Source organism: Rhodococcus opacus B4 (genome assembly GCF_000010805.1).
GTDB lineage: Bacteria > Actinomycetota > Actinomycetes > Mycobacteriales > Mycobacteriaceae > Rhodococcus_F > Rhodococcus_F opacus_C.
Map to the genome: position 1 here is coordinate 5,809,083 of NC_012522.1, position 20,224 is coordinate 5,829,306.

Here is a 20,224-nt window from a genome sequence, read left to right on the forward strand (position 1 = left end):
CGGTCGATCCGCTATCGTCTACGGATGAGCGATGACGCGACTCCGTCCGGTCCGACCCGCGCTCCGACGAGCACCCGGCGGGCGGTGCTCAACACGATGAAGGGTTCGGCAGGAAACCTCGTCGAGTGGTACGACGTGTACATATACACGGTCTTCGCGACGTATTTCGAGGCGCAATTCTTCGACGAGAACGACTCCAACTCAACGCTGTACATCTATGGGATCTTCGCGGTCACCTTCGTCATGCGACCGGTGGGGTCCTGGTTCTTCGGCCGGTTCGCCGACCGTCGTGGCCGCAAGGCGGCCCTGATGCTCAGCATCACCATCATGTCTTCGTGCTCCTTCCTGGTGGCGGTGATGCCGACACGCGAGACTCTCGGGTATTGGGCGGCGGTGATCTTGGTCCTCGCCCGGCTCGTGCAGGGATTCGCCACGGGCGGGGAGTACGGCACGTCGGCGACGTACATGTCCGAGGCGGCGACCGCGAATCGGCGCGGCTTCCTGTCGTCCTTCCAGTACGTGACCCTCGTGGGCGGTCACGTGCTCGCGCAATTCACGCTCCTGATTGCGCTCAGCGTTCTCGATGTCGAGACGTTGAATGACTGGGGATGGCGGATCGGCTTCTTCATCGGTGGCGTCGCCGCTCTGGTCGTGCTGTGGATTCGGCGTTCGATGGACGAGTCGCTCAGTGAGTCGCATCTGGAGGCGATCCGTGCGGGTGAGGACCGGACGGCAGGTTCCCTGACGGCGTTGTTCACCACGTACTGGCGTCCGCTGCTGCTGGTGTTTCTCATAACGGCGGGTGGCACGGTCGCGTTCTACACCTACAGCGTCAACGCGCCGGCGATCGTGAAGTCCACGTTCGGGGAAGACCGGGCGCTGACGGCGACGTGGATCAACCTGCTGGGCCTGATTCTGCTGTTGCTGCTGCAACCGGTCGGCGGGATCGTCAGCGACCGCGTCGGACGCAAGCCGCTGCTGATCTTCTTCGGGGTGGGCGGCGTGCTCTACACGTATGTGCTGCTCACCTACCTTCCGGAGACGACCTCGTCGCTGGCGGCGTTCGCGCTGGTCGCGGTCGGTTACATCATCCTCACCGGGTACACCTCGATCAACGCGATCGTGAAAGCCGAGCTGTTCCCCGCCGACATCCGTGCCCTGGGTGTGGGACTGGGCTATGCGCTCGCGAACTCCGTCTTCGGCGGCACGGCGCCGGTCCTGTTCCAGGCGTCCAAGTCGGCCGGTCACGTCGGCTGGTTCATCTTCTACGTGACGGTCGTGATCGGGATCAGTCTGCTGGTCTACATCTTCGGGCTGAAGAACAAGGCGGACACGGTGCTCGATCGCGAGCAGGGGAGCGCGTGGGGCGTGCCTGTGCCTTCGGGCCCCCGCTGAGTCCGGCTACGGGTACGGCGACCGCGCGGCGAGCCCCTGTGCCGCCGCCGCGGCGCGCACGGCGTCGATCACCAGTTGCAGCGGCTGTCGGTGCGCTGCCGTCTCCCGATGGGCGATGGAGATCGTCCGCATGAGCGGTTCGGTGAGCGCGACGACGTCCATGCCGGGTGGGCGCAGCGTCAGTCCGAGATCGGAGACGAGGGTGACTCCCAGGCCCGCGGACACCATCGCGAGTGCCGTCGCCTGCTCGCCGACCTCATGGTTGATCCTGGGTTCGAATCCGCAACGCTGACAGGCCAACCGCACCGCGCGGCCGAAATGCGAACCGGGGCCCGCAAGGATCCACGGATGCTCGGCGAGGTCCGCCAGCGCCATGGTTCTCGCGGAAACCGTTCCCGGAGGCAGCGCTGCGTGCAGTCGCTCCACCGCGATCACCACTCGGGTCAACTCCGGGTCCCACTGCATCGGGTAGTCGGAATAGTCGATCACGAACGAGAAGTCCAGCGAGCCGTCCAGTACCGCGACCGCGGTGTCCTCCGGCGCGAGCTCCCTCGTTCGCACCTCGATGCCGGGATGTTCGGCGGCCAGCAACGTCAGCGCACTCGGCAGCAGGCTCGACGCGACGGACGCCCACACGCCAACGGTCAATCGGGCGGTGACCCCGTCCTGCGTCTGTTCGAGGGCGGTCGTCGCACGGTCCACCGATCGCATGATGTCCTCGGCATGCTCGGCGAGGAGCAGGCCGATCTCGGTGAGCTGTACGCGCCGACCGCGCCGCTCGAATAGCTTTGCGCCGACATCGCGTTCGAGCTGGGTGAGCTGTTGGGACACCGCGGAGGTGGTGTAGTGCAAGGCCAGCGCCGCGGCTGTCACGGTGCCTCGGCGGTGTAACTCCCGAAGCATCCGCAACCGGCGCAGAGACAGCTCCATGCCGCCAGCCTATGCATCCCACCCGAACCGTCCAACCGGACCACGCGGTGCGCTGTGTAGAAAGCGTGAACGCAATCCTTCAAAATTCGTAACTGGACGCCTGGTCACCAGCGCGCGCACGCTGGCGTCATCGGCCGAGCGGTCGAAACGACGATGACTTTCCGAGGACGATTGGGGTAACTCGAGGTGACCATGACGACGGAATCCGGGTTCGGCCGCACCCCCGAGCACCGCGAGTACGACGAGAACACTGCGATGCAGCGTCGGATCGATGCGGCGACCGTGCCCAGCGGCGAGCCCCTGTTGCGTGTGACCTGGTCTGATCCGGTCACCGGAGCTCTTGGCTACCTCGTCGTGCACACGTTGGTGTCCGATCTGGCCACCGGCGGCACCCGGATGCGGGCAGGCTGCACGATGTCGGAGGTGGAGGATCTGGCCAGCGGCATGGCGGCCAAGACCGCGGCGTTCGACCTGCCTGTCGGCGGGGCGAAGGGCGGCATCGACTTCGACCCGAAGGACCCCCGCGCCGTCGGTGTCCTGGAGCGGTTCTGTCAGGCGATGCGCCCGTGGCTGGCCGCGCACTGGGTGACCGCGGAAGATCTGGGGGTGCCGCAGCATCTACTCGACGACGTCTTCGAGCGGCTCGGCCTTCAGCAGTCCTACCATGCGGCGATCAGCCGTGCGGAAGATCCGCAGAGGACTCTGCTCCGGGTGCGGGCCGCGTTGAACGCTCCGGTGCCCGGCGGATTTCTGCTCGGCGATGTGATCGGCGGGTACGGAGTCGCGCAGGCGTGCATCGGCACGGTGAACACGTGCGGATGGGCTCCGGCCGACACCACGGTGGCAATCCAGGGCATCGGCACCATGGGAGGCGGCGCGGCCTGGTATCTGCACGAGGCCGGTATGCGCGTAGTCGCTGTCGCCGACGCCCTGGGCACGCTGTACTGCCCCGACGGCCTGGACATTCCTGCGCTGCTCGACCTGCGCAACAGTTACGGCGAGGTCGACCGCTCTCGCGTGCCCCTGCATGTTCAGCAGTTGCCGAGTGCGGCGGTGATCGCCACTGCGGCGGACATCCTCGTCCCGGCCGCGATCTCCTATGCGATCACGACGGACAACGTCGACCACGTCGCCGCGAAAGTCGTGATCGAAGCTGCGAATGCCGCGACAACCCCGCAGGCGGAGGCAGTGCTCACCGGCCGGGGCATTCCGGTGGTCCCGGACTTCGTCGCCAATGCCGGAGCAGTCGCCTGGGCCTGGTGGGTACTGCTCGGTCAGGTCGGCACCGACCCGGAGGACTCGTTCGAGCGGTTGCGCACCGAGATGCTGGCCAAGGTGGCGTTGCTGCTCGGGCAGTGGATCCTGGACGGCGCGGCGCCGCGGCACACCGCGTGGGACCTCGTCGCGGCCCACCGCAGCGCGCCGGCTCCGGCCGATCCCCTGGCTGTGCCGCTCACCATCCCGTGAAGGGTGCGACCAGCGGGAAGTACCGGCCGTGCCGTCAGCGAATCACATCGCCGCCGGAGAGCACTCGCCGACGGCGGATTCCGGGCCCGCTGACGCCCCGGTGCTCGGGTTGTCAGCGGTCGAACACGGTGACCGGCCGCTGGCGAAGCGTGCTCTGCAGGTCGGCGATCGAGTCACTCGACCGCAACTGTGCGAGCAGCTCGTGTTCGATCCGGTCGGCTTCGACGCAGATGTTCACCACCTCGGACAGCCGGTCGGCCGGGATGATCGCGACGCCGTCGTCGTCGGCGACGACGATGTCACCCGGGAAGACCAGCTGGCCGGCGAGGCGAACCGGGTCGCCGATCGACTCGGTGGCGTAGCGGAACCGGGCGGCGTGCGGGGTCCGGGCCATCGACCACACCGGCAGGCCGCTGTCGATGATGGACACCGAATCGCGGACGGCGCCGCCGACCACACAGCCGGCGAGTCCGGCCAACTGCGCCCAGTGCGCGGACAGCGCACCGACCACCGCGGTGTCGGCCGGGGTGGGGCAGTCGAACACCGCGACGTCACCGGGCCGGGCGCTGCTGTAGAGGTCTCGGTCTCCGAGTCGGGCACCGAGCCCGTCCGCCCGATTGTCGACGACGTCGCCGGTCAGACGTCGGTACCGCAACGTCACCGCGGGCCCACAGATCCGTTGCCCGCGGCGCAGCGGTGCGAGGACGCCGGCACCGATCGCGGCCCCGACATTCAACTGGTCGAGGGCGTCGGCGACCGCACAGGAGACGTCGGCCACCTGCGACAGGGACGTCAAAAGTGCGGCGCGGCTGGCCGATTCCGGGGAGGGGGACACGGGCATGGTGTTCTCCGTTCGGTAGACATGGGTTTTCGGCTTCGGCTCGTATTGGGCTAGTGGTCGATATTCGGTATGGAATTCTGGGCAACCGGTCCTACTCGGTAGGTCGATGGCGGTGTGTCCGGCACAATGGGGCCATGCAGATGGCCACCCACCTGGACAAGCTGGACCTCGATCTGTTGAAGTTGATCGTCGAGGAACCCAAGGCCGGGGTGCGGGAGTACGCCCGCCGCCTCAACGTGGCGCGGGGGACCGTGCAGTCGAGGCTCGACAAGTTCGCCCGGGACGGGGTGATCACCAGCTACCGGCCGCAGATGCAGCCGACCGCGCTCGGGTATTCCATCCTGGCGTTCGTGCATCTGGACATCGCGCAGGCGATGATGGATGCCACCTGTGCGCACTTGGCCAACATCCCCGAGGTGCTCGAGGTCAATTCCGTTGCCGGGAAGGGTGATCTGCTGTGCCGGGTGGTGGCGAAGGATCACGAGGACTTCGAGCGGGTGTTGCAGGAGATGATCGCCACCGACGGGGTGTTGCGAACCCAGTCCGAACTGGTGCTCAGTCGCCGCATCGCCCCGCGGATCGTGCCGCTGCTGGAGAAGAAGCGGGCCGAGACGCCCTGATGGTCTCGGCCCGCCCATCTGTGCGGTCAGCCCGTCAGTAGTGCGGTGGAGGGCAGTGCGGGACGCCGCCGATGTTCGTAGTCGCTGATCGTGGCGGTGTGCGCGAGGGTCAGGTCGATGTGGTCGAGACCATCGAGTAGCCGCCACCGGGTGTTGTCGTCGAGCTCGAACGCGGCGGTGAGCTCCCCGGCCCGTACCCGCCGTGCGACCAGGTCGACGGTGACCTCGTGTCCGGGATCGGATTCGAGCAGCGCCCACAGTTGTTCGATGATGTCGCTGGGCAAGGTCACCGTGAGCAGACCGTTGGTGAGGGCGTTACCGCGGAAGATGTCCCCGAAGCGGGGCGCGATCACGGCACGGAATCCGTAGTTCTGCAACGCCCATACCGCGTACTCGCGCGACGACCCGGTGCCGAAGTCCCGGCCGGCGACCAGGATGGTCGATCCGGCGTAGGCCGGATCGTTGAGGACGAAGTCGGGCTCCTCGCGCCAGTCGTGGAAGAGCTTGTCGGAGAAGCCGGTCCGGGAACTGTGGGTGAGGAAGCGGACAGGGATGATCTGGTCGGTGTCGACGTCGGTGCGCCGCAAGGGGGCGGCGACGCCGGTGTGCACGGTGAACGGTTCCATGGGGTCTCGATTCGGAGAGTGTGACGGCTCAGGTCAGGTCGGCGGGTGCGGCGAGGTGGCCGGCGACGGCGGTCGCCGCGGCGACGGCGGGGGAGACGATGTGGGTGCGCGAGCCCTTGCCCTGCCGGCCCTCGAAGTTGCGGTTGTTCGTCGACGCGGCGCGCTGGCCGGGGGTGAGCCGATCCTCGTTCAACGCCGCGCACATCGAGCAGCCGGCGAACCGCAGTCCCGCCCCGGCGGCCTCGAACACCTCGTTCAGGCCCTCGTCGATCGCCTGCTGACGCACCTTCATCGACCCGGGCACGATCATCAGGTCGACCCCGGGCGCGACCTTCCGGCCGTCGAGGACGCGCGCGACCTCGCGCAGGTCCTCGATGCGGCTGTTCGTGCACGAGCCGATGAACACGACGTCGACCGGCAGCCCGCGAACCGGGCGTCCGGGGACGATGTCCATGTACTCCTGTGCTCGCTGCACGGCGGCCCGCTCGACCGGGTCCGCGAACGCCTCCGGATGGGGGACCGGGTCCCCCAGCGGTGCGCTCTGCGCGGGGGTGGTGCCCCAGGACACGAACGGGGTGAGGGTGGAGGCGTCGATGACGACCTCCTTGTCGAAGACGGCGTCCTCGTCGGTGAACAGGGTGCGCCAGTACGCTACTTCGGCATCCCACCGGTCTGCACCCGGGGCGGCGGGCCGGCCCCGCAGATATGCGAAGGTCTTCTCGTCCGGGGCGATCATCCCGGCCCGCGACCCGGCCTCGACGGACATGTTGCACACCGTCATCCGGCCCTCCATCGACAGCTCGTCGATGGCCTGGCCGCGGTATTCGATGATGTGGCCCTGTCCGCCGGCGGTGCCGACCCGCGCGATGATCGCCAGGATCAGGTCCTTCGCCGTCACCCCCTCGGGCAGCGATCCGTTCACGGTGACGGCCATGTTCTTCAGCCGCCCCATCGGCAGCGTCTGGGTGGCCAGGACGTGCTCGACCTGGCTGGTGCCGATCCCGAACGCCAACGATCCGAAGGCGCCCTGGGTGGCGGTGTGCGAATCGCAGCAGACGATCGTCGAACCCGGATGGGACAGGCCCAGTTCCGGTCCGATGACGTGCACGATGCCCTGATGTTCCTCGCCGAGCCGGAACAACTCGATCCCGAACTCCGCACAGTTCTTGTGCATCAGCGACACCTGCTCGCGGGCCGCGGGATCGACGATCTCCTTGTCCACTGCGACGGTGGGGGTGTTGTGGTCCTCGGTGCCCAGCGTCAGGTCGGGTCGGCGCACCGTGCGGCCGCTGGCCCGGAGCCCGTCGAACGCCTGCGGGGTGTTCACCTCGTGCAGCAGGTGCATGTCGATGTAGAGCAGGTCCGGCTCGCCCTCGTCGCGGCGCACCACGTGTGCGTCCCACACCTTTTCGGCCAGTGTCTTACCCATGAACATTCCTTCTTCTTGTGTCGAACGCGGGAACGGCGGCAGGTCAGCCGTAGAAGTAGGCCAGGAAACCCGACGCCGACAGCAGCACCAACCCACCGCCGAGCCGGGAGGTGATCTGCGCGAACGGCAGCAGGTGCATCCGCCGGGTGGTGCCGAGGGTGGCGATGTCGCCGGACCCGCCGAGGTCGGTCATGCACAGGCCGGCCGTGATCGACGACTCCATGAAGTACAGCTTCAGCAGCCAGCCCACGAATCCGGCGGTCAGCGCGGTGACGAGCACCGTGGCGATCGTGAACGCGAGATAGGCGGGGCGGGAGGCGAGTTCGGCGATCTGATTGATGTCGATCAGGGACACTCCGATCCCGACCAGTGCCGCCGGAACCCACAGTGTGACGACGAACTGGTACCACTCGGTGGTCGACTCCTCCACCTCGGCCGGCAGCACACCCGACAGCTTGATGGCCGCGGTGAGCAGGATGACCCAGGCGTAGAGGTGGACCGGCGGAACCGCGGCCTGCAGCATCGCGCCGACGAGGTAGATCGCGCCGGTCATCAGCAGGCCGGTGCCGAGTCCGCTGATCGTCAGCGGGCGTTTGTCGGTCACCGCGGCAACCTGCTCGGGGGTGGCCTTGATCCGCAGCATCTCGCCGTGGCCGTTGAAGCCGACGAACAGTTTCGTCCGTCGGCGGGTCAGGTTGGCGTACACCGACGCGAGCACGATGCACAGCAGGTTCGCGCAGATGATCGGCGGCACGATGCCCGACATGTACTGCTGGGCGTCGCCGCCGATGGTGTCGGCGTACATCTGCGACAACGGGATCGCACCACCGGAGATGCCGCCGGCCATGATCGGGATCGTGACGTCGAGGATCGCGGTCTTGAATCCGAAACCGGTGACCGCGGCGAGCGACCCGATGACGGTGACGACGACGGCGAATGCCACCACGATCACCAGGCAGAATCGGCCGCCCGCCTTGATCAGGAACCGTCGGTCCATGCCGAGGATGCTGCCCGCGATGATCGAGGCCACCAGAATCTCGACGAACCCGTAGCCGGTGAACCAGTCCTTGACGATCACGGCGAAGCTGTCCGGAACCAGACCGAAGTACACGACGAGCGCCGGCACGAACACACACAACAGGGGGCCACCGCCGATCGCGGACAGCGCCGGCGTGCGGTCGCCGATCCAGAACAGGCCACAGCCGATGATCATGGCGATGGCCAGACCGCCGAAGATGTTCTCCGGGAGGGTGCCGGTGTACACGGCGGCCAGGCCGACCGCGACCAGCGCGAGGTACCACGGCCACGGCATCGACAGGATCTTCGCTCGTTGCGACCCGTGTCGGGCCGGAGCCGGCGCCTCCGTGCCGGGTACCGCATCCTTGATCTTCACGTTCGCCTCCTGCACCGCGTCGGCGGGGCTGCGCCGATCACGAAAGTTTGGGGAAGTGATTCACATCACCTGGTCAGGGACGGTAGCGGTCCGCTAGCCGACACTTCCACTGGCTGCCGGATATCGATACCAATGGTCCATTTCGGAGGCATGAGCGCTAGCCCAATTTGGACAGGTGGTCCGGCGACAGCCGATTCGAGCACGGTGTCCGGAAGAGCCGTGTGCCGTTCACCCGGCGCCGAGGCCGACGACGCTGATCATCACGGGCAGGAAGATGATGATCAGGAGCGCACCGACGATGTCGAAGGCCACACCGCTGCGAATCATCGTGGTGATCGGGACGGCGCCGGAGCCGTAGACCACCGCGTTCTGTGGGGTCGAGACCGGAAGCATGAAGCCGAACGATGCGGCGAACGTGGCCGCGAGCGCCGGTACGAAGGGGTTGACACCGGCCGCCACCGCCACCGGGATCACGATCGGCACCACGACTGCCGCCGATGCCGTGTTGCTGGTCGTCTCCGAGACGACAATGGCGAGCAGCACGGCGAAGACGGTGATGGCGACGACGCTCGTCAGGCCCAGCGTGTCTGCGACGGATGTGCCGATCGTCTCGGCGAGGCCGCTGTCGGCCAGCAGGGACCCGAAGATGATGCCGGTGCCGAACAGCACGATCGTGCCCCAGTCGATCTCTGCTGCATCCCGCCAGCGCAGCGTGAATTCACGGTTCTCCCAATCGGTCGGCAGCAGGTACAGCAACGCCGCCCCGAACACCGCGACCATGCCCTCGTCGAGCCGGTCGCTGACGGTGGTGTAGATCTCGGAGTCGTTGCCCGCGATCACCGCGACGACGCCAGGCACGATCCACAGCGTCACCGTCACACCGAACGCGACGAGCGTGTTCTTCTCCGCACGCGAGAGCGGACCCATGTCCGCGCGCTGCTGCTCCAGATAGTCGGCGACGCCTTCGATACGGCGGATCTCCGGCTTGTTGAGGCGCAGCAGGACGACCGCAAGCGCGATGAACATCAGCAGGCAGATCGGGATGGCCATCACCATCCACTGCCCGAAACTGATTCGCTCGCCGGTGGCCTCCTCGATGAGCCCACGTCCGATGAGGTTCGGTGGGCTCCCGACCGGTGTCAGCAAGCCGCCGACGCTCGCCCCGTACGCGAGCATCAACATGATCGCAGCCCCCACGCGCACCCGCAGCGGATCGAAGTCCGGTGCGACGACACCGCGATGTTGCATGACCTTGGCGATGACGCCGAGGATGCCCAGCGCGGTGGGCAGAAGCATGGCCACGGTGGCGGTGTTCGAGACGAAAGCCGAGAGCCCGCACGTGATCGCACCGAACGCGAGGATGACTCCGGTTGTCGACCGGCCGACTCGCGGCAGGGTCAGGATCCGAAACGCGAACCGCCGCGCCACCCCATGCTTCAGCATCGCCTGCGCGAGGATGAATGCTCCGATGAAGGTGAAGATCGTCGACGACCCGAACGCGGCAAGGACTTCGTCCGCAGGCGCCACCCCCAGGAACACGACGACCGCCACACCGAGCAGCCCGCCGATCGGGATCGGCACCGCCTCGGTCACCCACAGCACGATCACGCCCAGCAAGACGCCGGCCAACGTCTGCTGTTGCGGCGGGATCTCGATGGGAAGGGCGAGGAATACGACCGTGATCAGCGGCGCCAGGAAGAGACCGATCGTTCGACGGCCCTTCTCGAACCGTTCCTCGGCCGGTGAGAGCCGCTGCTCACCGAGACTGCGATACGTTGCGTGCCCGAGCAGCGCCTTGTCGACGTCGGTTCGGTCGCCCTGGTTCTCGGCTGCCATGGCTACTTCCTGAAATCTCGATAAGTACGGAAGTAGTACCCACGAACTGAGCGAATTAGTCGTTTCACGGCGGGTAGTCGAGATGCCCGACCCCTTGCGTTTATCAGTGGGCCATTCTCGGTCGATGCCGCGTCACCCCGCGGGGGCTGATTCAGAGGCCGAGGAGCTTTTCGGTGTTCTGGTGGGCAATCTGGTGTTTCGCTTCGTCGGGGAGGTTCGCCTCGTCGAGGAAGGAGACGGCGCCGTCGTTGCCGATGAAGGGGTAGTCGACGGAATAGAGGATGCGGTCGACGCCGAGGGTTTCGACGCAGTATTGCAGTTGCGCCTGGTTGAACATGCCGGACGGGGTGATGTAGACGTTCTCGCGGACGTAGTCGGAGATGGTGCGGTCGAGGTTGGTCACAGCCTGAGGCAGGGCTTCGTCGAGCCGGTCGAGGTAGAAGGGGATCATCTCGCCCCAGTGCCCGAGGATGAATTGGAGGTTCGGGTAGCGGTCGAGGACTCCGGAAAGCACCAGGTGCAGAAAGTGGACGGCGGTTTCCTGGTGCCAGCCCCAGGCGCTGGTCTGCAGGCGTGCGGTGACCAGCGGCGCGAGGCCGGCGTAGTTGGAGTCGGAGGTTGCGCGCGGCGGCACCGCCGGGTGTAGATAGATCGGCACGTTGCGGGCGGCGGCGGTGGCCAGGATCGGGTCGAAGCGGGGTGCGTCGAGGAATTCGCCGTCGGTGCGGCCGTTGATCATGGTGCCGACGAATCCGAGGTCGTCGATGCAGCGGGCGAGTTCGGTGGCGGCCGCGTCGGGGGCGGTGGTCGGTAGGGCGGCGAAGGCTGCGAAGCGGTCCGGGTGCGCGCGGACGGCGGCCGCGGCGGTGTCATTGGCGGCGCGGACCAGATCCGGTGCCACGTCTGCCGGGACCTGCTGGGTGGTCAGGCACGACAGGACCTGCATGCTGATGCCGTGGGTGTCCATGTCGGCGATCCGGCGTTGGCCGAGATCCTGGAGGACCTGCGCGGAGGGGGTGTAGCTGAGCCCGCTGGCGGGATCGTAGGCGGCCGCGAAATCCGGGCTCAGCTCTCGGGCAAGGGGGGCGCTGGCGGCGGCGATCGCAGGGTCGAGGTAGTGCTCTTCGAGGGTGATGATCCTCATGGGTGCTCCCTATTCGGTGGCGGATCGCTGAACGGGTACTCCGGCGATATAGACGGCGCGGATGTTGCGGGTGGCGGTCACCGAGACGGTGGGATCGCCGTCGACGAGCAGCAGGTCCGCGCGCAGGCCCGGACGGATACGGCCGCGGTCGGGTAGGTCGAACACGTCGGCGGTGCGGCTTGTCGCGGCGCGCAACGCCTCGATCGGAGTGAAGGCGGCATCGACGAGCAGTGCGAGTTCGTGGTGCAGACTCGTCCCGTGTCGGACTTGGGCGGGGGCTCCGGGTTCGGCGTTGGCGTCCGTGCCCGCCAGCACAATGACGCCTTCCTGCTGCTGTGCGGTCACGCTGCGCAGCGATCCGGCGAACGCCTGCGCGTTCCCGTGTGCGGAGGCGATCCCTTCCATCAAGGCCAGGGTGGGGACGGCGACCGCGTTGCTGTCGGCCATGCGTTGTACGGTGTCGGCGTCCAGGGGCGGACCCAGCGGAATGTGGGTGAGAATGTCGGCCCCGGCGTCGAGTGCCATCGCGAACGCACCGGGTGTGGCGGCGTGGGCAATGACTTTCTTCGCGTGTGTGTGCGCCGCGTCCACGAGTGCGGTCAGGGTGGGCCGATCGGGTCCGCCGTCACCGGGCGCCTCGGCCACGATCTTGATGTAGTCGGCGCCCTCGGCGATGCGGGCGTCGACGAATCGCGCGGCCTGGTCGGGGCTGGTGACCACTCCCTCGTCGGGAACGAAGTGGGCATGGATACCGCCAGGGCCGATCGCGGGCAGGCCGGGGCTGCGGAGGTCGGTGAGCCCCTCGCGTCCGGCGATGTCGCGGAGTGAGGCGAGTTTCCCGCCCGGCCAGGTGGCCATGTCGAGGCCGGTGGTCACGCCGAAGTTCGCGAGTTGCTGCAGCGTGTCACGGCCGTGGAGGTGAATGTGCGCGTCGATCAGCCCGGGCAGCAGAGTGGCGCCGGCACCGTCGATGTCGGTGGTCGGCTCGCGTCCGGCTGTGGTGGAGCCGGCAGGGACGATGGCGAGGATCCCGGTGGCGTCGAAGGTGACGTCCTTGCGGTCGGGGAGTAACTGTTCCCCGTCGAAGACACGGACATTGGAGATGCGGGTGGTCACTGGTTGCCCTCCAACCACAGCTGTGCTGATTGTTTGATGTCGGTTTCGAGGTCGCTGCCCTTGGTGGCGAAGACGCCGGTGACGGGGAATCCGCTCTTGTCGAGGAGGTAGGCCAGGGCGGCGTACTCGGGCGGATACTCGACGGTGTCGGCGTCGATGTCGACGATCCCGCGGGGGAAGGTGAACGAGCCCATGTCGTAGATGCTGCGCCGGTCGACGATCTTCCAGGTGCCGTCGCGTTTTTCGATGCGGTCGTAGAAGCGGTTGTGGCTCTGGCAGCCCAATGCCAGCTTCCCGTTCTCGGCGACCACGATCGCGTTGGTCTCGGCGACCGCTCGGTCACCGCGGAACGTCACGACAGGTGCGGTGATCACGTGCTTGGTTCTCAGGTCGGAGGCACCCATGCGAGCGGAGGCATCGACGAAGTCGGTGAAGAGTCCTCGGAACCAGGTGATTTCGATGACTCCGTCCGGGTGGAAGAGCTCCCGCATCGAATCCCACTGGGCGAGGTCGCGCCGCATCCAGCCGGTCATGAGGTCGTCGATCGCTCGTCGGTCGGCGAGGTAGGAATCCATTCGTTCTTCGCTTTCGTGGCGTAGGGGGTCGGGCTTTCGGCGGTCCCCCTTTCAGCGTGCTCCCCACCCGTCATCATTACAATGAGAAAGATCTGACTGATCAATCATTTGGAATGATGAGTGGTGGTGAGCGGTGGAATTGCGTCACCTGCGGTACTTCGTGGCGGTCGCCGAGGAACGGCACTTCGGACGCGCTGCCGAGCGGCTGCATGTGGTGCAGCCGACGCTGAGCATGCAGGTTCGGGCGCTCGAGAAGGAACTGGGTGGGCCGTTGTTCGTGCGGACCAGTCGCCGCGTCGAGTTGACCGAGGCCGGTACCGCCTTCCTGGTCGAGGCCCGGCGCGCGCTGGCCCAGGCCGAGTGGGCGAAGACGACGGCGCAGCGCTCCATGCGCGGTGAGATCGGCTCCGTGCGTGTCGGTTTCGCGGGGGTGGCGGTACTGATCGGCAAGCTCGGGCGAGACCTGGAGATATTCCACGAGCGGTATCCGCAATCTAGGATCGAGGTGCGGGAGCTGGTGCCGCGAGCACAGGGGGAGGCGATCCTGGCCGGTGAACTGGACGTCGGGTACAGCCCGGGATTCGGGGCGGTGACACATCCGGACCTGCGCGCCGATCGGATAGGGACCTCGCCGCTGGTGGTGGCGATGTCCGATCGGCACCGGCTCGCCGACCGGCGAACTGTGCCCATCCGGGACCTCGGCGAGGAGCTGCTGCTGGTGTATTCCGCAGGTGGTGAGGATGATTCGACGGTCGGCGACCTGCGGGAGCAACTCGGTGGGCATCCCCCCGACCGCGTCCGCCACCTGCCGAGCACCCTCAGCGTGCTGGCGATGGCGTCCGCCGGCCTCGGTGTGGCGCTGGTTCCGGCACAGACCGCCAACATTGCGATCCCGGGTCTGGCGTTTCGTCCCCTGGCGGAATCGGGCGTCGTCGCGGAGTTGCTGGTGCTGAGCCGGGGTGAGGAGACCAGCGGCGCGGCGCGAGCGCTGCTGGCGATCGCACTCTCGGTGATCGAGTAGCCGGGCGCATCCCGCCGATGACCCCGCCGGGGTGCGCGACACGTCGCTCAGCGCTCGGCCGGCATCGGGGTGGACTGGAACAGCTCGAGGCGGATGCCGTCGTCGTATCTCCGCCAGATCGCGGTGGCGCGGGCATGGATCCGACGCGGCCCGGTGGGGAAGATCAGGTCCGCGTGCATGATGTAGGAGAGCGCGATGGCCGATTCCAGAGCGGTCACGTGAGGATCGTCCGCGGTGACCGTCGCATACCGGAATTGGCCGGTGGCCAGCTTCGCCAGGTACTCGCGCTTGGTGTCGATCTCGCCCGAGGAGTGAATGTAGAGCGCGCTGTCGGCGATCAGCGCATCCAGAGTGTTCAGGTCACCGTCGGCCATCGCCACGAGCCGGGCGCGTTCGGCTTCGAGAAACCCTGTCCGGTAGCCGGTGTCGTCCAGTTCGGTCGGGTGTCCGGTCACCGGGTCGACACCTGATCGCCGAACGGAGCGTCGGGCAGTCTGTTGCGGAGGAAGTGCGAGTGCTGTTCCGGCCGCATTTTCTCCGATGCATGGCGGGCATATGCCTCCCGCACGGCGGGAAGCAGCTCGGCGGCGGCACCAGGATCGGCCCGTTCGGTGACGAGCTGGAGGATCTTGCCGCTGCGGCGGTCGGCGGGAACGTCGTCCCCGCGGGCGGCGATGAGGGCGTGGAAGTGCTTGTGGTTCTCCCCGAAGACCATCAAATAGGTTGCGGGGGCACCGGTGACTTCGGTGACCGCTGCGGTCAGATCGCGGGCCCGGCGGCCGAGGGTGTCCAGTTCGGCGTCGTCGAGACCGGTGATGCGTTCGGCGTGCCGGCGGGCTCGCAGCACGAACCAGCCGGGCACTTCCATACCGGATACGATCTCCCCGGCCCACAGGTCGTCACGGAAGACCGCTGCGTCCGCACCGGACTCCTCCTGGGTGCACATCAGGCAGTCGGGGTGGGTGGTGTTGTCGGACATGACTTTATCTCTCGATTCGGTGAGTCAGCGTGCAGGAGCAGGGACGTTGCGGCGCGAAACCGACGCACAGTCGAGGGCGAAGGCGAGCTGTCGCAGATGCAGGACAGCTCCGGTGATGTGGTGGTCGAGGCAATGCCCCACACCCGGAACGATTTCGGATTCGACCCGGGGATTGTCGGAGAACTTCGACAGGAAGAGTTCACGGGAATCGGGGGAGGAATCCCAGAGTGCGTCGAATTCGGCGAGGGCATGGTGCACCGGGACGTCGACTGCGGCGGCGACGCCGGTGAGCCGGGTGGCCGCCCACCTCGGTGCGGCGGCCAGTTCCACCATGGGCGCCGGGGCGTAGGAGTGCCGTGCTGCCTCGACTGCCTCCGCGGTGTAGCTGCCCTCCGGTCCGTACCACAGTTTTTCCCGCTCGGGGATCGGGACGTCCACGACCCCGTGCAGCGGTAGGGTGCCGAGTTCCTCGGCGGCGCCCTGGTCGGGGATGCGGGCGCCCATCCCCGTGGCGGAGATGCCGAGGAGGTTCCAGTCGGGGTGGCAGGCGGCGACCTCGAGGCCGATCATTCCGCCGATGGAGTGTCCCACGAGCACGACACCGGCAGCGTCCTCGTAGGAGGCGAGAAGGTGTCCGATGGCGCCGTCGAGGAGTTCGGCCTGCCGGGCGAAGGTGTTCTCTGCCTCGTCGAGCACGTCGCTGTCGCCGTATCCGGGGCGGTCGATGGTGATCAGGTCGAATCCGTTGGTGTTGGCGATGTCCCTGAACGATCCGGCAGCCGACCCCGGCACGTCGAAGTACCGCCCGGTGTAGAGGCCACCGTGCAGGGCAACGAGTAGGGGCGCCTGCGGGTTCCGGTGGGTCGCGGGATGCAGGTGTGCCGCAAGGCGGTGGCCCTGTACGACGGTGCTGAGTGTGCGCATGAGGTCGTCTCCGTTCGGGCGAGGCTGGGTGAGTACGCAGCCTCGCCCCGGGTCGGTGTTCAGATGAGGGGCGTGATCTGGTCGTCGCGGCCGAGGAGGGCCTTGCCGTACACCTCGTAGTTGACTGCCGGCAAGGTCACCGCATGACGTGCAGCGACATTCGAGTCACGCCAGATGCGTTGCAGTGGATTGTTTTCCCCGAAGCTGCCGGCGCCGTGTGCGGAGACGAGGATGTTGATGGCCTTGGTGATGTGGTCGAGGACCCAGCCCGTGTCGGCGCGGACACGGGAACGGGCGATCACGTCGGGGTAGACGCCGCGTGCCGCAGCGGCGTCGATGTCGTCGGCGGCGCGGTAGGCGTGCAGGTGGGCGGTGTCGATGAGCATCGCGGCCTCGGCGATCTGGAGCTGGAACGCCACCGAGTCGGACTGGGCGGTGTAGAAGGTGTAGGAAATGGCCTTCGTGTCCGCTTTGGCGGTGACCAGTTCGAGGGCCTTGCGTCCCAGGCCGAGCTGCGGGCCGGCAAGCACGAGCGAGAGCAGCGGAACGAACGCCGACCGGTAGAGGATCTCGTCGGTGTGCTCGGTGGCGTAGTCGCCGCCGATCGCGGCGGGGACGGGCATGATGCGGTGCTCGGGGACGAATACGTCGGTGGCGATCAGGCAGTTCGACCCGGAGGACTTCATGCCGGCGACGAACCAGGTTTCCTCGAAACCGAGGTCCGTGCGGGGGATCAGGGCCAGTCCCTGGTCGATCACCTCGCCGTCCGCGTTGGTGATCGGGATGCCCAGGACCGCCCAGCTCGCGTGCCAGGAGCCAGAGTTGTAGTACCAGCGGCCGGTCACCTTGAAGCCGCCCTCGACCTTGACTGCCTCCGACGTCGGCGAGAGCACTCCGGACACCTTCGCATCCGGCGTGTCGGCCCAGACGTCGTCCTGTGCCTGTTCGGGGAACAGGCCGGTCAGCCAGGCGCAGACGTTGCAGAGGGTGACGACCCAGGCGGTGCCGCCGTCGGCCTCGCCGACCGCGGCGGACACGTCGAGCATGGTGCGCATCGAGGTTTCGTAGCCGCCGTAGCGGCGGGGCTGGGCGATCTTGAAGGCGCCGGCGTCGGTGAGGGCGGTGATCGACTCCTCGACGACGCGGCGGTCCGCTTCTCCTTGCGCGGAGTTCTTCGCCAGCATCGGCTGCAGATCGCGGACTCGGCCGACGATCTCGTCGGCACTGGGGACGGTGGTGAGCGGGGTGTCGGTGACAGTGGTCATCGGGAATTCCTTCGAAGTTCTTCGGATGGGGAGGGCGGCCTTACCGGACTTGGCGGGGTCGTCAGTCCGAGGTGCAGGCGGTGATGTGGTCGATGATCGGGCGGCGGGGACGTTCGGTGAACCGGGAGTGGGTGCCGAAGGTGCGATTGGCGTAGACCAGTGGCGGCCGTTCGACGTTGCAGGCCTTGGTGACCAGCCCGATCAGGAGTAGATGGTCACCGCCCTCGACGGTGTCGTACAGCTCACACGTCACCCAGCCGGCGGCGTCGTCGAGGCGGGGAAGTCCGGTGTCCGCGTGCCACGGGGTTCCGGCGAATCGTTCGCCGCCGGTTCCACGGCTGGCGAAACGCATCGCGAGGTCCTCCTGCCCGTGGTGGAGCAGGTTGACCCCGAACCGGCCCGCGGCCACGATCCGGGCCAGCAGTGCCGACCGGCGGTCGAAGGCCACGGTGATCAGCGGCGGATCCTGGGACAGGGCCGCGAACGAGCTCGCCGTCGCCCCGTGCGGGCCGTCGCCGTCGGTGGTGGTCACGATCGTCACCGGTGCGCAGACCCGGGCCATCAGATCCCGGAAACGCTTCGGATCGATGCCGGACTCGGTGGTGGGCGCGATGTCGGAGGTGGTGGTCATGATGGGCCTCCCCGGGTCGTGGGTGGGTGGGTCAGGTCAGTGGGCGCCGACGAGGACGGTCATCGGGTCGGGCAGTTCGGCCTTCAGCGCCCAGGCGCGGTTGGTGAGCTCGTCGACGGAGGCGCCGCTGCGGCGGGCAGCCAGCATGGCCTCGGGATCGAACGCGGGTCCGACGGAGTCGCCGGCGTATTCGGGACCGTGCATGTACTCGGTGGCCTGCTCGGGTTCGGCGAAGTTGTCGATCTGCATTTCGACGAAGTTGTCGTCCGGGTCCTGGTAGTACAGCGAGGTGGTCACCCCGTGTGCGATGGAGACGGCGGGCAGAACCCCTTTGTCGCGGAGCAGTTCGTAGCGGTCGAGGAGGTCGTCGAGGTGGTCGAAGGTGTAGGCGACGTGATGCGCGGCCGCGGTGATCGGGCTCTTGCGTTCGAGCGGCATCGGCGGGGTCAGCAGGGCGACGCGGTGGTGCTCCTCGTCGAAGGTGATGAAGCACAACGCCTTGTCCTGGTAGACGACGTGTCCGTCGAGGACCGCGCAGTAGAAGTCCCGCATCTCGGTGGGCTGGGCGGTCTGGAAGACGACGTGCGCGAATTTCGGGGTTGCCGACATGACGGTTCACTCTCCTGTGGAGGGGTGCGCAAAGCACCGCTGACTACGTTCGTGGAACGGGTGAGCTTGTCCGGCAACGAGTTCGCGTGTGCATCCCAGGTCCGGCACCCTTCCGGGTTGATCGGTGACCTGAGGCTGCCTCGTCGCTTCCTGTTACCTGGCTCACTTCCGGTTGAGATTCACGTTAGAGCCGGCGCAGGGGTGTGAATATCCGGTTTGCGTTACCGGTCGTCCAGTAGGCGAACCGGCGCAGAGAGCGTCGCTGACAGGGGCGACGACGCCGTCGTCAGCTCTGGCGGTTGCCGAGTGTCCGCGAGGGAGTTTCGCCGAACTTCTGCTCGTAGTACTGCGCGAACCGGCCGAGGTGGTTGAAACCCCACCGGAACGCGACCTCACTCACCGTGCAGTCGGGGTCGCGCTCGAGCAGATCGGCCCGCACCCCGTCCAGCCGCATATTGCGCACATACTCCGACGGGCTCATCTCGAACCGGTCGAGGAACAGTTTTTGCAGTTGTCGCACGCCGATCCCGGCGGCCTCGGCGAGATCGGGGACGGTGTGCTGGGCCCCCGGTGCCGCCTGGAGCAGGTCGAGGACCTTGCGCACCGCTGCCGGGTTGTCGGAGTCCTCGCCGCTGCTGAGGATCGCTTCGCTCATCGAGTGTCCCTGATTGGCCAGCAACCCGCTGATCAGGGCACGTTCGAGGTGGCCGACCTGCGCGATCAGGGCGGGATCCGGAATCGGACCGGGGTCGGCGATCGTGTCGAGGAGGATCTGCAGCGTTGACGCCCACCGCCGGCCGGCCGGGGTGGTCAGGTCGAAACCGATGTCGAAGCGCACCCGCTTGTTCACCGGCCGGCCAAGGATCCGGCCGAGTTCCTGTTCGAGCGCGGCCCGATCGATCTTGATGCTGACCTGCGTGTTGTCGGCCGCCCATTTGGAGAGGAACGTGTGCTCACCCGGGGTGTACACCGCCGCCCGCTGTGGGGTCGCCACCACGCTCTGCGGGCCGCAGCTGGTATCGAGGGATCCCGACAGCGGAAGGTCGATGTGATAGCCACAGACATCGCCCGGGTCGATGAGGACATCGGCGCCGAAGTGGACGACGCCCACGGTCATGTGGGTCAGGCGGACCGCCAGCATCCGCGCATCCGACAGGTGCTGTGCGCTGCCGAGGATCTCGAGCCGGGCCGGGTAGTAGGCATCGTTGATGCTGGCCCGATACACGTCGAAATCATCGGTGGCGCAGAAAATCCCACGACGGGACCGGGCGGTCTCGTCGGTGAAAGCCGACGCCGGCACTTCGACCATGGTTGATCCTTGCCTTCTGGTGTTCTCGGCTCATGATACGAGCACGGTCGAGTCGGGGACCACTGTCGCGATGGGCGTACTTCGCACGCCGGACGTTCCGGTGCGCGTATCGGA

The 20,224-nt window shown here is 67.2% G+C and carries 20 protein-coding genes; 4 read left to right on the forward strand and 16 right to left on the reverse strand.

Annotated elements, in window-relative coordinates; genetic code table 11:
* The first annotated feature begins 24 nt into the window (after nucleotides 1–24).
* Nucleotides 25–1,395 (forward strand): MFS transporter, encoded by a 1,371-nt coding sequence (locus ROP_RS26445; protein WP_015889077.1) that lies wholly within the window; start codon nucleotides 25–27, stop codon nucleotides 1,393–1,395.
* A 6-nt stretch (nucleotides 1,396–1,401) separates the two neighbouring features.
* Here the strand turns inward: ROP_RS26445 and ROP_RS26450 are convergent, their stop codons facing one another.
* A complete protein-coding gene (locus tag ROP_RS26450; RefSeq protein WP_015889078.1) occupies nucleotides 1,402–2,325 on the reverse strand; it encodes a LysR family transcriptional regulator in 924 nt (307 codons plus the stop codon).
* Between the two features lie 186 nt (nucleotides 2,326–2,511).
* On the opposite strand from ROP_RS26450, the gene ROP_RS26455 reads away from it, so the two are divergent.
* Complete coding sequence (locus ROP_RS26455) at nucleotides 2,512–3,792, forward strand: Glu/Leu/Phe/Val dehydrogenase dimerization domain-containing protein (RefSeq protein ID WP_015889079.1); 1,281 nt, start codon at nucleotides 2,512–2,514, stop codon at nucleotides 3,790–3,792.
* Nucleotides 3,793–3,904: 112 nt separating this feature from the next.
* Here ROP_RS26455 and ROP_RS26460 read toward each other — a convergent pair whose 3' ends face one another.
* Nucleotides 3,905–4,633 (reverse strand): RraA family protein, encoded by a 729-nt coding sequence (locus ROP_RS26460; protein WP_015889080.1) that lies wholly within the window; start codon nucleotides 4,631–4,633, stop codon nucleotides 3,905–3,907.
* A 134-nt stretch (nucleotides 4,634–4,767) separates the two neighbouring features.
* On the opposite strand from ROP_RS26460, the gene ROP_RS26465 reads away from it, so the two are divergent.
* Nucleotides 4,768–5,253, forward strand: a complete 486-nt coding sequence (locus tag ROP_RS26465) for an Lrp/AsnC family transcriptional regulator (RefSeq protein ID WP_015889081.1) — start codon at nucleotides 4,768–4,770, stop codon at nucleotides 5,251–5,253.
* Nucleotides 5,254–5,279: 26 nt separating this feature from the next.
* Here the strand turns inward: ROP_RS26465 and leuD are convergent, their stop codons facing one another.
* The 7 genes from leuD to ROP_RS26500 form a co-directional block, all read right to left on the reverse strand.
* On the reverse strand, nucleotides 5,280–5,879 hold the full coding sequence (gene leuD / locus ROP_RS26470) for a 3-isopropylmalate dehydratase small subunit (RefSeq protein WP_015889082.1): 600 nt from the start codon (nucleotides 5,877–5,879) through the stop codon (nucleotides 5,280–5,282).
* Nucleotides 5,880–5,907: 28 nt separating this feature from the next.
* A complete protein-coding gene (gene leuC, locus ROP_RS26475; RefSeq protein ID WP_043826815.1) occupies nucleotides 5,908–7,308 on the reverse strand; it encodes a 3-isopropylmalate dehydratase large subunit in 1,401 nt (466 codons plus the stop codon).
* A 43-nt stretch (nucleotides 7,309–7,351) separates the two neighbouring features.
* Nucleotides 7,352–8,701 (reverse strand): 2-hydroxycarboxylate transporter family protein, encoded by a 1,350-nt coding sequence (locus ROP_RS26480; RefSeq protein ID WP_015889084.1) that lies wholly within the window; start codon nucleotides 8,699–8,701, stop codon nucleotides 7,352–7,354.
* 228 nt (nucleotides 8,702–8,929) lie between these two features.
* Nucleotides 8,930–10,537 carry an SLC13 family permease gene (locus ROP_RS26485; protein ID WP_015889085.1) on the reverse strand — a complete coding sequence of 536 codons (1,608 nt, stop codon included), beginning with the start codon at nucleotides 10,535–10,537 and terminating at the stop codon, nucleotides 8,930–8,932.
* Between the two features lie 151 nt (nucleotides 10,538–10,688).
* Nucleotides 10,689–11,681: an amidohydrolase family protein gene (locus tag ROP_RS26490; protein WP_015889086.1), complete on the reverse strand. Its 993-nt coding sequence runs from the start codon at nucleotides 11,679–11,681 to the stop codon at nucleotides 10,689–10,691.
* 9 nt (nucleotides 11,682–11,690) lie between these two features.
* Nucleotides 11,691–12,797, reverse strand: a complete 1,107-nt coding sequence (locus ROP_RS26495; RefSeq protein ID WP_015889087.1) for an amidohydrolase family protein — start codon at nucleotides 12,795–12,797, stop codon at nucleotides 11,691–11,693.
* The gene (locus tag ROP_RS26500) at nucleotides 12,794–13,372 is read right to left on the reverse strand and encodes a nuclear transport factor 2 family protein (RefSeq protein WP_015889088.1); all 579 of its coding nucleotides are present in this window, start codon (nucleotides 13,370–13,372) and stop codon (nucleotides 12,794–12,796) included. The genes ROP_RS26495 and ROP_RS26500 overlap by 4 nt, the downstream gene beginning before the upstream one ends.
* Nucleotides 13,373–13,505: 133 nt before the next feature.
* Between ROP_RS26500 and ROP_RS26505 the strand changes: the two genes are divergently transcribed.
* Nucleotides 13,506–14,393 (forward strand): LysR substrate-binding domain-containing protein, encoded by an 888-nt coding sequence (locus ROP_RS26505; protein WP_015889089.1) that lies wholly within the window; start codon nucleotides 13,506–13,508, stop codon nucleotides 14,391–14,393.
* A gap of 47 nt (nucleotides 14,394–14,440) precedes the next feature.
* On the opposite strand, the gene ROP_RS40560 is transcribed toward ROP_RS26505, so the two are convergent.
* From ROP_RS40560 to ROP_RS26540, 7 genes are all read right to left on the reverse strand, one after another.
* Nucleotides 14,441–14,848 (reverse strand): nuclear transport factor 2 family protein, encoded by a 408-nt coding sequence (locus ROP_RS40560; protein WP_015889090.1) that lies wholly within the window; start codon nucleotides 14,846–14,848, stop codon nucleotides 14,441–14,443.
* Nucleotides 14,845–15,372 (reverse strand): hypothetical protein, encoded by a 528-nt coding sequence (locus ROP_RS26515; protein ID WP_015889091.1) that lies wholly within the window; start codon nucleotides 15,370–15,372, stop codon nucleotides 14,845–14,847. The genes ROP_RS40560 and ROP_RS26515 overlap by 4 nt, the downstream gene beginning before the upstream one ends.
* A 24-nt stretch (nucleotides 15,373–15,396) precedes the next feature.
* Nucleotides 15,397–16,296, reverse strand: coding sequence for an alpha/beta fold hydrolase (locus ROP_RS26520; protein WP_015889092.1), 900 nt, complete (start codon nucleotides 16,294–16,296; stop codon nucleotides 15,397–15,399).
* 59 nt (nucleotides 16,297–16,355) lie between these two features.
* The gene (locus tag ROP_RS26525) at nucleotides 16,356–17,561 is read right to left on the reverse strand and encodes an oxidoreductase (protein WP_015889093.1); all 1,206 of its coding nucleotides are present in this window, start codon (nucleotides 17,559–17,561) and stop codon (nucleotides 16,356–16,358) included.
* A gap of 61 nt (nucleotides 17,562–17,622) precedes the next feature.
* A complete protein-coding gene (locus tag ROP_RS26530; protein WP_015889094.1) occupies nucleotides 17,623–18,192 on the reverse strand; it encodes a flavin reductase family protein in 570 nt (189 codons plus the stop codon).
* A 36-nt stretch (nucleotides 18,193–18,228) separates the two neighbouring features.
* Nucleotides 18,229–18,801: a VOC family protein gene (locus ROP_RS26535; RefSeq protein WP_015889095.1), complete on the reverse strand. Its 573-nt coding sequence runs from the start codon at nucleotides 18,799–18,801 to the stop codon at nucleotides 18,229–18,231.
* A gap of 286 nt (nucleotides 18,802–19,087) precedes the next feature.
* Nucleotides 19,088–20,110 (reverse strand): AraC family transcriptional regulator, encoded by a 1,023-nt coding sequence (locus ROP_RS26540; RefSeq protein WP_015889096.1) that lies wholly within the window; start codon nucleotides 20,108–20,110, stop codon nucleotides 19,088–19,090.
* Nucleotides 20,111–20,224: the final 114 nt, after the last annotated feature.